The organism is Parasalinivibrio latis (assembly GCF_036825535.1).
Classification (GTDB): Bacteria; Pseudomonadota; Gammaproteobacteria; order Enterobacterales; family Vibrionaceae; genus Parasalinivibrio; species Parasalinivibrio latis.
The window spans coordinates 711,153-722,899 of record NZ_CP098813.1; the positions used below are offsets into that span (position 1 = coordinate 711,153).

The 11,747-nt window shown below is 49.4% G+C and carries 8 protein-coding genes; 5 read left to right on the top strand and 3 right to left on the bottom strand.

Annotated features, from left to right (window positions below):
* Positions 1–25: 25 nt before the first annotated feature.
* The 3 genes from NF212_RS20290 to NF212_RS20300 all read right to left on the bottom strand — a co-directional run bounded on the left by NF212_RS20290 (position 26) and on the right by NF212_RS20300 (position 4,412).
* Positions 26–2,083 (bottom strand): tRNA(Met) cytidine acetyltransferase TmcA, encoded by a 2,058-nt coding sequence (locus NF212_RS20290; RefSeq protein WP_434362710.1) that lies wholly within the window; start codon positions 2,081–2,083, stop codon positions 26–28.
* A 138-nt stretch (positions 2,084–2,221) separates the two neighbouring features.
* Positions 2,222–3,193: a ParB/RepB/Spo0J family partition protein gene (locus tag NF212_RS20295; RefSeq protein ID WP_434362711.1), complete on the bottom strand. Its 972-nt coding sequence runs from the start codon at positions 3,191–3,193 to the stop codon at positions 2,222–2,224.
* 7 nt (positions 3,194–3,200) lie between these two features.
* A complete protein-coding gene (locus NF212_RS20300) occupies positions 3,201–4,412 on the bottom strand; it encodes an AAA family ATPase (RefSeq protein WP_434362712.1) in 1,212 nt (403 codons plus the stop codon).
* Between the two features lie 1,523 nt (positions 4,413–5,935).
* Between NF212_RS20300 and NF212_RS20305 the strand changes: the two genes are divergently transcribed.
* The 5 genes from NF212_RS20305 to NF212_RS20325 all read left to right on the top strand — a co-directional run bounded on the left by NF212_RS20305 (position 5,936) and on the right by NF212_RS20325 (position 11,738).
* Positions 5,936–7,918, top strand: coding sequence for a replication initiator protein RctB domain-containing protein (locus tag NF212_RS20305; protein ID WP_434362713.1), 1,983 nt, complete (start codon positions 5,936–5,938; stop codon positions 7,916–7,918).
* 323 nt (positions 7,919–8,241) lie between these two features.
* Positions 8,242–8,598, top strand: coding sequence for a hypothetical protein (locus NF212_RS20310; protein WP_157235455.1), 357 nt, complete (start codon positions 8,242–8,244; stop codon positions 8,596–8,598).
* 38 nt (positions 8,599–8,636) lie between these two features.
* Complete coding sequence (locus NF212_RS20315) at positions 8,637–9,896, top strand: ABC transporter substrate-binding protein (protein ID WP_434362714.1); 1,260 nt, start codon at positions 8,637–8,639, stop codon at positions 9,894–9,896.
* A 50-nt stretch (positions 9,897–9,946) separates the two neighbouring features.
* Complete coding sequence (locus NF212_RS20320; RefSeq protein ID WP_434362716.1) at positions 9,947–10,906, top strand: carbohydrate ABC transporter permease; 960 nt, start codon at positions 9,947–9,949, stop codon at positions 10,904–10,906.
* 1 nt (position 10,907) lies between these two features.
* Positions 10,908–11,738, top strand: a complete 831-nt coding sequence (locus NF212_RS20325; protein ID WP_434362717.1) for a carbohydrate ABC transporter permease — start codon at positions 10,908–10,910, stop codon at positions 11,736–11,738.
* Positions 11,739–11,747: the final 9 nt, after the last annotated feature.

Consider the following 11,747-nt stretch of genomic DNA (forward strand, 5'->3'; position numbering starts at 1 on the left):
CAACTCTCCTTGGTAATAAAAGGCACTAAGCCAATTCCTCAGCAACCCAGGACCTGAGTGCTGCTTCAGCCTGTTTACGGCCGGAAAAACCATAGTGATAGCAGATTGTTTGCCAGTTATGAAGCAATAGTATTTTTGAAATCGCGAGATTTGCTGAGGGGCAGTTTTCTTTGTAGTTTGATTCCCCTGATTGAAGCCTCGCAGTAAACCAGGCCACTAAACTCCCGGATACCAGTTCGTAACTCAACGCTCCTTTTGAAAAGGCATCTACCTGTTTACTGCAGATTTCAGGAACATTTCTCACCTCACCAAGATCTCGGTAGAGCTCAGCCACCATAGACGGTTCCATACGGCTTAGAGCAGTGGTCACTTGCGTAGGGAAATTGACCACCGCCGCTTCCCTGATCTCAACAAACCACTTGCAGCGGTTGAGCATTTTAAGCATCTGAAGTGAATGTGTCCCACTTGCAGCATCACGTTGGATACCAATTCGAGCGAGTTTAAAACCGCATTGCTCCCAAAACCGGTAGAGTTTCTTTGTGCCGCCAAAGCTGGTACCAAGATAATCAAACCCTTGTTGTTTAGAAGAAAGCTCTATCTCTCGCACCAGTTGAGTGCCTATCCCTGAATTCTGCAAAGAAGGATGCACGGCAATTCTCTGAATCCGCGCCGCCCTTTCTACAAGAGGTGAACGGCATCCTGTATGGCAAGCAAGAGATTGGGCAAGAAGGTGACCACGGATACGCCTTTTTCCGGCGCAGACAGCTTCAGCCAATCCCTCTTCCTGTCCTCCTTCGCTCAGCACCACCGCAGCACCAGCTACCTTCCCCTCCTGCAAAGCGCAAAACACTTGAGTGTTGCTGTCATTCAATAACTGGACAAGGTCATTAGGTGAAGTTTGATAGTGAGCATTTACCATTAAGCCAAACAAGCCCGTCAACAGTTGCTCATTTTCAGCAATCTGGCCTGGCTCAAACCTTTTATACGTTAAGGGGGCTTCTGAGACTTCATCGGGCTCGGCATTAAGCAACATCAAGTTAAACAGCCATTGCTCAAGTGGATCGCCCTCCTCCCAGCGTACCGGCTGGCTGAGTTGGCACCGCCGCCATTGCGGAGCCTTTTCATCCAGGGAACGAATAAAACGAGTGGCAAATCCCCTTCCCGTTCCTTCATAACCGTGAATTGTTGAGGAAAAACAGATCCGGCTGAATTTTTGCAGCATTTGCTCAAGCATGGGGACTGGGATAGCTGCCGCTTCATCAACAATAACTAAATCGGGGGTATAGGGAATCCCCTCAAGGAGGGCATCCGGTGCGACAAATGAAAGTGATGAGCTTCCGTGTTCGACAACCAGTTTCTTGGTGACGGCTTCCTCACCGAGTGAAGAAAGCGCATGAGCAAACAACGTATCCACATTTGCCGGTGAAGGAGATGTGACAATCACCTTCATAGCTCTTGTTTGCATCAGGGATGCAGCAGCCAAACCCAGCACCGCAGACTTGCCCCTCCCGCGATCAGCAGTAATCAACAATGGGCGACGACGGTGTCCGGTAACAACCTTACAGATATCATCAAATGCCTGACTTTGGTCTTTCGTCATTCCTCCGACAAAGGGTGTTTTTATGTCCCCTTGCTCAGTATCATCGGTTTTAGGCAGTTCCAGTGAACTTTCACCCGAGCTCTCTTTGGCAACGACATTCGAGTAGGATACCAACATACGGAACAATCTGGCTTCAAATGGGGTTTGCGGTAACCGATCTGGAATCACCACCGTCAGCGTACACCCACCCCTCAAGCATCCAACCAATGCCGAAAACTTTTCCGCATCGAACCCCTGCGAAGCATCAACAACCACATCATTGAGCTCCCGGCCAAGATAGCTTTTTACTTTCGCCCACGAAACACCATCCATAAAACAGGTGTAAGCAAGTGGCTCAGACGATACCAAAACGGTATCTTTCACATTGGGTAACATTGACTCAGCCCATTTCAGTGTGCCGGAAAGACAAACCAAGCCTCGAATATTACGTTTTTTCAGAATGCGTTTTAGCCGGGTATATTGTTCGGTAAAGGTGTTTGGCATGATCTTAGGAATTAAGACAGAGTGAAAGAAGATAGTAACAGGATACAAACCAAGGGGGTGAAAAATCAAAGCTCCCAGGGATTAACGCCTTTCGGCTGGTATAAAAAAAGCGCCCGGAGGCGCCTTTTAAATTTCATATTACCCTAACGTCTTTTGGATATATTCCAAAATGGCGCTGGCATGCTCTTCGGAAAGCTGTTTGATATTGATTGAAAGAGACTGCCCTTTGCGTTTATAGCTGGCATTTCCCGCAACCAGCTCTTCGACATTTGTTGATTTTGTCTCAGGCTCTTTTTGCATCGCGCACCAAGACTCAATATCCAGGGTTACATCGCGGGTGATCCGGCTCACTCCCTGCGAAGGCATTGCTTTCCAGAAGGGGGCACTTCCTTCACCCAACTTTTTGAGCAATCCTGATTGCTGATTTTCCTCTAAAGAGTAAAACAGCTTATGCAGTTTTACGATAGTCGGGCGACCTAATTCAGCAACACTAGGGTACGCTTGCAGCAATTCCAGCGGGAGTGCGGCTGCTTTCAGCGCACCACTCACCAAAGATTCACTACAATTACAAACCTTAGCCAAATCTTTCTGATCAACGACTTCACCACGGTCAAGCATCGCCTGCATCTCTTTACCACGCTCATAAAGCGAGAGTGGTTTATGCGCATTGGCAACATCAGACAGATACTTGGCATGTCGGGTACTGATCCCCTTCCCCACATACACAAGGAAGTCCTGGCCTGCAACGATACAGGCCATACGGCGTCGGCTTCCATCCAGGACATCTATTCGACCGTCTTCCAGCCAACGACCAACCGCTGGGTACTGTTGCCCAGACTTTTTCAACGTCACCAGAATATCTGAAAGCGCCATCTCGTTAAGGAATGACTGCTCGCGAGCATTTTCTTCAAACACCTGGGTGCGAGAAGTCACATCAGCAGCAGGAACCCTTACAAGCTCAAAAGATACCGTTGTTTCACCGGCAATAGCCAGTTCGATAAAAGGTGCTTTGTCCGTCGCGGCTTGCTGAGCTTCCTGAACAGTGGTTGCACGGCGCTTATCTGCCTTGGCAAAAAGGCGGGCATTTAGTTCTGAGGTTTTCAGTGCCATTTGGCTGTTACTCCTGGTTCAGTTGCGGCCAGTGACTGTGAAGTACACGTTCAAGCTCCAAACTCGCGCGTTGAACGGCTTCCTGAGCAGTCGACAGAGTCCGCTTGCCACCTTCGAAATCCTGGGTGGTCAGGTCAAAAACGGTGCTATAGGTGTCCGCGCAGGTTTCAAATGCACGACTGCGGGGAATCGTTGCCATCATTACCTGGTCACCCAATAAGTAATTCATCTCCGTTAAAACGGATACCTGCTTCTTGTTGTCATCTTCAAACATGGTAGGCATCAAGCGAACGAATTCAAGGCCATGCCAGTCTTCAGGAAACATTTCATACACAGTCGGCAGATGCTGGAAGAAATTTACTGTTGATGCCCAGTCAAGGCGCTTCGCCGCACAAGGGATAATCAACGAATTGGAAGCGTACATGGCGTTCCAAACCAGGGGATCAACGTGTGGACCGGTATCAATCATAATGATATCGAACTGGTCAGAAATGGGTTCTATCACCCTTTCTTTCAGCAAACGGACAATATCCAAAGACTGTTCATGGGCAAGGTGCTGCCAGGCTTCTGCGTTGAACATGGCATCTTCAGGGAATGCAGCAACCGTCTTGAGATTCGGGTACTGTGTCGGCATCAACACATTTTTCATCAGGAATTCCTGATCCGCGTCTCCAGGGTGGTTGCCTAACATCACATCAACAGCCGAATAGATGTTTTCCTGATCAGTTACACTGATTTGAGGATTCAGAAACAGACGCAGCGAACCCTGTGGGTCGAGGTCGATAAGGCATATGCGATATCGCTTTTCAAGATTCAGTGCCAAGGATGCAGCCATATGCACCGCTGTCATAGACTTACCGGTACCACCCTTTTGATTCTGGATATTTACAATCCATGGTTTTAGGTCAGCACCCTTTTTGCTCTGGTAGAATGCCGGCACGCCAGCAGCTTCCATAATCTGGTGGGCTTCTTCCAGCGTAATAGAATAATGATTCGCGTTATTCTTGGTGAACTGATGGCCTTCAGCTTCCATACGGCTAATGGCTTCGTCCAGCTTTCTGCGCGTTAATCCTGAGCGGGTTTCCATCAACGCTTTGGACATAGGTGGAAAAAGTTCATCGCGACGCTCTTCCATCACGATTTCAATGCGGTCTGCCTGAACCTGCTTCGTTACCTCGGCAAGTGTTTGCAGGTTATCAATCGTCTTTTCCCTTTTCATTCGTCAATTCACCTAACTGAGTCATTAGCAAGTGATTGTACAGCATTTCACTACCCAAACAATAAAAAGCTGAACATCTGCCGAATTATTTGACATGCTACACAATTGTGCATTTTATCAACGCTAGTGGTGATATTTTTAATGGTGTTTGACCTTAACAAACTCCAAAGATTTAAAGTGTTACAGCGTCACCTATTTACAATGTAAATCATCTAAAGATGACCAAAATCCCGCTAAGCGTTTTTCACACATCGAAGTCACTCTCGGAAACGTGATCAATGACGGCTAACTTACGGACGATGACTTTTCGATTTCCTTCAGCTCTCGACCGCTGAGAAAAAGGTCAATATTGCTTCAGTTTAATGGATTTTGCACCTACGTAACCGATTTGTCGGTCCACCATAAAACAAAACTGTCAGGATCGCATGTAGCTAGGGTAGGCAGTTACCCCAAAGAACAGGGTAGGGGAGCAGCAAGAGGAGCAGAAAATGACGGTCCGTTCCTTGATCATTGTTCTGGACCAACGATCTAAGTATTCGAGTTCCCATTATGAGGCGAAGCAATCGCCCAGAGTGCGTAGCGAAATAAAAGCTCTTGATCATGTTTCTGCCCCTATCACTTGATCATTGATCCGGGTTTACAGTTGAAATCAGGAAATATGATCAAGGGCTGGATACGACAACAAATTAAACAATCTGTACTCGCTCATTCGCTAGATCAAACGAAACGATGATCAAGGAAAGGGTTTTAAAGCAATAAACCCGAGTAACGGCCCGGAACTATGATAAGAGGTGTCTGAATTACGGTTGATTGCAGATAGAGTGCGGTCTGAGAGGATCCTGGATCCGTACCTGAACGATACAGGCTTCGCGCTTAGACCAAAAGAAAATAGATCGAAATGCAACTAGATAGCCTTGATCATCGTTACGACTCCCGGACGCATGTAAACAGCTCGCGGATTTACTGTATTTGTCAGACGGATTTTGGTCAATCATTCAACAACCTGGAGAAAAGTTGATTTTACCCGTTAAAATTTTCAAGAAAGGATGCCAAAATACCGCTGTCTTGATCATCTTTCCGTGCTTTCAAACGCTGTTTGCAGTGCATGAGGATAGAAGAAAAATATTAACCTGTGGATAAGCTGTTATATGTCCATGATCATCAGTCCAATGCTTCGTTGATCAATGTTTCAGGTTGTTGATGATCATTGTTTCGGGCCATGTTTGATCATCGTTTCGTGGCTTTAATGATCATGCTTCCCCATAAGGCATGATCATGCTTCCAAGTCTGTGCATAAAATATTAATTAATAAACAAAGAGTTACGACGTTTTCTTTGCCCGGATCATAAGATCAAAATAATCATATAGATCAAATTAAACATAAAGATCAGTTAAAAAGCCCCTCCAACAAAAAGATCTTCTTTTTCTTTCTTTATCATTGTTTTTCGTATAGTCTTTCGGAAATATGTCAAATATACGGGATGTGTGATCTCGATACTGCTGGATGAACCCCGGAGCTGTACATGAGTGACGACAAGTCGCAGGAAAAAATACTGATTAAGGCCCCCCGCTCACACAAGGATGGCCACCTGTTTGAAGTACATCCAGCACTGGTGGATTGGCTTGCGCAATACGAACATTTTAAAGGGGTAACCCGAAGCATCCTTGAATTGCTCAACCTAATCTCACTCAAAGGCCTGACTTCTACAGACGGATTAGTGTCCACAACGGAGCTGGTGGAAGCTACCGAAGGGCAGCTGACAAGAGCTGCGATCCAACAAAGACTGCGTGCAGCCGTTCAGACTGGGCTTTTTGAACAGCAACCGGTGAAGTTTGAAGAAGGCCTGGCCGGGAAAACCATGCTTCACCGATTTGTGAATCCCAGTCGTCTGGTCTCAACGCTGGGCAGTGCGGTGTTGCAGTCAGAACACTCCCGGGTGATGGAAAAGCAAAAACGCTCCAAGGCTTTGGCACAGACTGTTGTCAACCGTCGCCTGCTTTCTGAGCATGGCCTGGGAACACCACCATCCATGCCTGACGAGAAAGATCAGATCCTTATCGCCCCTACCAGCTGGGCCGGTATTATTGATCAAGCTTTGGCGCCACCCCGTACCAAAAAAAGCTACCAGAAAGCGATGGTGGCAATCAGTGGCACCAAGGCGATCATTGAAACTCGATCTTCCAAATCGATCATGACCGTAGACGATCTGATGACGTTGTTTGCCCTGTTTACACTTACGGTGCAGTATCACGATCATCATTTGCCTGAATACCAACTGCAAACCCAGACTATAGGCAACAAAACGCCGGTCTACATCACCGATATCCTTGCATTAAGGGGCAAGAAAGACAGTGGCCCTGCGCGGGATGCCATCAGGGAAAGTATCGACCGTATTGAATTTACGGATTTCCAGCTCCATGAGCTGACCGGGCGATGGCTTAGCGAGAACATGCCGGAAGGGTTCAAAAGTGACCGGTTCAGGTTTATAGCCCGTACGATTACTGCGTCGGATGAAGCACCAAGGGAAGGGGATGACGGTGAAATCCGGATCAAGCCCAACCTGTATATCCTGGTTTGGGAACCGTCGTTCTTTGAAGAACTGATGACTCGTGATTACTACTTCCTGTTTCCACCGGAAATCCTGCGTCAGCATACACTTGTATTCCAGCTGTACACCTTCTTCCGAAGCCGGATGTCTCGCCGTCTGGAAGACAGCCTGACACTCAGCGAACTGAACCAGAAGCTGGCCAGGAATATTGAATGGCGCCGTTTTTCATCGGATCTGATCCGGGAACTTCGCAAACTCGCCAAAGATCGCCAGAGTGAAGAAGTCTTTGCGGTAAACCTCTGGGGTTACCACCTGACGCTTTACAACATGGATGTGGAGAAGCGCAATCCGGACTATCAAATTGATATCAAGTGCAATGTGGATGAAGTTATCCGGTTCTCCCGCGCTAAAATGTACAACGAAGGCAAACGTTCCATGGCACCAACGCTGCCTAACCCGCTGCGGAATGAGATCATACCCAAGCAAGACCTTGATCATCTTTCCGAGATCATCGATGGAGAGTTTGAACCGATCCAGCGTAAAGAAAAACGATCTGGCCGTCTTGGCCGTCGGGTGAAACAGCGAAAGCACCTGGTGGAAATCAATGCTGATGAACTGACGATCATCCTGTCGAAATATACCTCACCGGAAGCATTCCAGCGCAGTGTCACTGCATTGTCTGTGATGACCGGGCATCCTGCCGGGGCAATTTCAGAAGAGTGCCAATCGTTGGTGGACAAATTGGACTGGTTGAGGGTAGATGGTGATGTGGTGCCATATGAGACCCTGAGCAAAACGGTGGAAGCTTACAACGCGTTGCAACAGGACAAGCATCTGTCTATTGAGCGCCTGATCTCCGGCCTGGCAGTGCGCCGAAAAGTCTGTAAGCAGGTTTGTGACGGGGATTTAGGTCCGCAGGTGATGGCTGTGCTGGATGAAGTTGCCAGCGGCGCTTGATGCCATGCTGATGCGTTGAATATCCTAACTGAAGCCATCAGTCTTAACAACTTAACCTTCTGGGTATCAGTTTCCTCCGGGCCGGTGTTCTACTGGCCCTTGTTGTATGCGTAGACGTACAAATTCTTCCGAAATTAGTTGTTGAAATATTGTTAACGCAATATTAAGCTTATCAATAAGGCACTGGTAGGTGCCTGCCGCCCACATGGCAAAGCTGACGCACTACTCTTTTCAATCCTCTGATACAGAACGTGTCATACAGTCACTGCGACATTGCGGTACGTGTGAGTGGGCCACCATAACTGCCAATTGGGGTCCAGACTATGACTACGAAGACACCCTCCATATCCAAAGCTGAAATCCGGACACTGAAGCGTGAAGCAAAGCGCCTTTCCCGTTCGTCCGGAAAAAGTCACATGCAGGTACTAGAGCAATTTTCACGGCTGCTGGGTTTCCAGAGCTGGCACCATCTCTTGCGTGTGGCGAAGCAGGCGGGGGAGGGGGCAAATGCCATGTCCACGTCAGAGGCATACCATCACCGCTACCTCGACATTCCCTTGGATTCGTCGATTCCGCTGGGCTGGTTACTGGGCCGCAATGGTCAGGCAACAGTAAATTCTATAAAGCCAGAAGAGAATCAACTGATCTCACTCGAAGTACCTGCTTCACGCTGGTACTGAGTGAACGATTGGTTTAGACGTAAAGAAGGGAGCAAAAAATGAAATATGGACTAAGTGCGCTGGCACTCTTGTCAGCGTTTTCCGGTTCTGCGTGGGCGGCTGAATTGGCGATTTCCTGCGGTGCTGTTGGCCAGGAGCTTCAGCTTTGCAAGGAAGGTGTTGCGGAGTGGGAAAAAAAGACCGGTCATACGGTAAAAGTGGTTACCACCCCCAATTCGACCAATGAGCGTCTGGCACTTTACCAGCAATTGCTGGCAGCAGGCGGAACGGATATCGACGTATTCCAGATTGATGTTATCTGGCCCGGGATCCTCGGAAATCATTTTATCGACCTGTCCAATGCGGCAAATGGCGCCCAGGATGCACACTTCCCCGCGATCGTAGAAAACAACACCTTCAAGGGCCAGTTGGTCGCCATGCCATGGTTTACTGATGCGGGCGTTCTTTACTACCGCAAAGATCTCCTTGAAAAATACGGAGAGAAACCACCCACAACCTGGCAACAACTGACATCTTCTGCTGAAAAGATCCAGGCCGGTGAACGTGAGGCCGGGAATGATAAAATGTGGGGATTCGTCTGGCAGGGAAGGGCGTATGAAGGTCTGACGTGTGACGCGCTGGAATGGATCTCTTCCTACAACGGCGGCACTGTTGTTGATGAAGACGGCAAGATCACCATCAATAATGATAAAGCCAAAGAAGCCCTGACACAGGCGGCAAGCTGGGTGAATACCATCTCTCCTCCGGGTGTTCTCAACTATGCCGAGGAAGAGGCTCGTGGTGTATTCCAGTCAGGCAATGCGGTGTTTATGCGTAACTGGCCTTATGCCTGGTCGTTGGGTAACAGCGGTGATTCACCGGTGAAAGGTAAGATCGGTGTGGTCGCTCTGCCCAAAGGCGGTGAAGACGGCAGCCACGCCGGGACATTGGGCGGCTGGCAGCTCGCTGTTTCCAAATATTCCCAGCACCCGGATCTTGCTGCCGATCTCGTTATGCACCTCACGTCACGAGAGGAGCAGAAACGCCGTGCAATCGTCGGGTCATACAACCCAACCGTTGCTTCACTCTACACCGATGAAGAAGTGCTTAACGCCAACCCGTTCTTTGGCAACCTCTATGACACTTTCGCAAATGGCACCCCTCGTCCGTCCACTGCAACCGGAGCCCGCTATAACCAGGTCTCCAATGCATTCTGGAATGCGACACACAATGTGCTTTCTGGCAAAGAAGACGCCGATACGGCGCTTAGCGGCCTTGAAAAGCAATTGAAGCGTCTGAGTAGGGGTGGACGCTGGTAAGCCCGCAGGAGGCCGCTCAGGCGGCCTCCTGATTGCGAAAGGGATGTGTTATGGAAAAAGCTTCAGTAATGACACACCGCGATGAGCGGGAAAATGTGTCTTCAATGACGCGACGGAGGGTGCGGGCTGCATGGATGTTTTTGCTGCCTATGCTCGTCACCCTGGCACTTGTTGCCGGCTGGCCTTTGCTTCGAACCCTCTGGTTCAGTTTGACCGATGCAAGCCTTGACGGATCAGGTGATGCGTCGTTTATCGGTTTCGACAATTACCTGTTCTATGACGACGGTGAATGGTACGGGATCCTGACTGACCCGGCCTGGTGGTTGTCTGTATGGAACACTGTGTATTTCACGGTGATTTCCGTCTCGCTGGAAACCATTCTCGGTGTTGTTGTCGCACTGGTTCTCAATACCAAGTTCAAGGGGCAGGGTATTGTACGTGCCGCTGTTTTGGTGCCCTGGGCGATTCCGACGATTGTTTCAGCCAAGATGTGGGGCTGGATGCTTCACGACCAGTTCGGAATGATCAATGACCTCTTGATGAAACTGGGTTTTATTGCCGCCCCGATAGCCTGGACGGCGGATTCCGACCTGGCACTCAATGTGGTTATCGCCGTGGACGTGTGGAAAACCACGCCGTTTATGGCGCTCCTGGTGCTTGCGGCGTTGCAGATGTTGCCGTCTGACTGCTATGAGGCAGCGAAAATAGACGGTATCCACCCGGTCCGGGTTTTCTTCAAGGTGACGCTGCCGTTAATCACACCCGCCATCATGGTCGCTGTGGTGTTCCGCGCGCTGGATGCCCTGAGGGTGTTTGACCTTATCTACGTGCTGACGCCAAGCAACGAAGACACCATGTCGATGTCTGTGTATGCAAGGCAGAACCTGGTGGATTTCCAGGATGTGGGTTACGGCTCTGCGGCCTCAACGCTGCTGTTCCTTATCGTTGCGATGTTGACGGTGCTGTATCTGTATGCCGGACGCAACAACTTAGAACAGGGAGGACGCTGATATGCCCCGCAATTGGTATCTGAAAGTGGGTTTTTGGCTTCTGGTCACTGTCATCGTGCTGTTTTCAGTGTTCCCGTTTTACTACGCCATTTTGACATCACTGAAATCCGGGTCTGCGCTGTTCAGCGTGGAATATATTCCGGTGATTTTTGATCTTACCAACTACGCCCAGGTCTTTGAGGGCAGCTCATTTGGACGCAACCTCTTTAACTCGGTTCTGGTTTCAACCGCGGTTGTCGCGCTGTCGCTTCTGCTTGGGGTGACGGCGTCCTATGCGCTCGGCCGAATCAAGTTCCGGGGACGCAACATCGTGCTGTTAACCATTCTCGGGGTATCGATGTTCCCGCAGGTGGCGGTGCTGTCCGGCTTGTTTGAGCTGATCCGCGCTTTTGGGCTTTATAACTCCATGCCCGGACTGGTTCTGGCGTACATGATTTTTACCCTGCCTTTTACGGTCTGGGTACTGACAACCTTTATGCAGCAGTTACCGGAGGAACTCGAGGAAGCAGCGATCGTCGACGGCGCTTCGCCATGGCAAATTATTACCAAGGTGTTGATGCCGCTATTGTGGCCGGCCCTGGTGACAACGGGCCTTCTGGCCTTTATTGCCGCGTGGAACGAGTTCCTTTTCGCCCTGACATTTACCCTGACCAATGAGCAGCGAACCGTGCCTGTAGCTATCGCCCTGATTTCCGGGGCTGGCCAGTACGAATTACCGTGGGGAACCATTATGGCTGCCTCGGTGATAGTGACGGTTCCGCTCATTGTGATGGTGCTGGTTTTCCAGCGAAGGATTGTATCGGGTCTCACTGCCGGCGCAGTCAAAGGATGATGAGTGAAA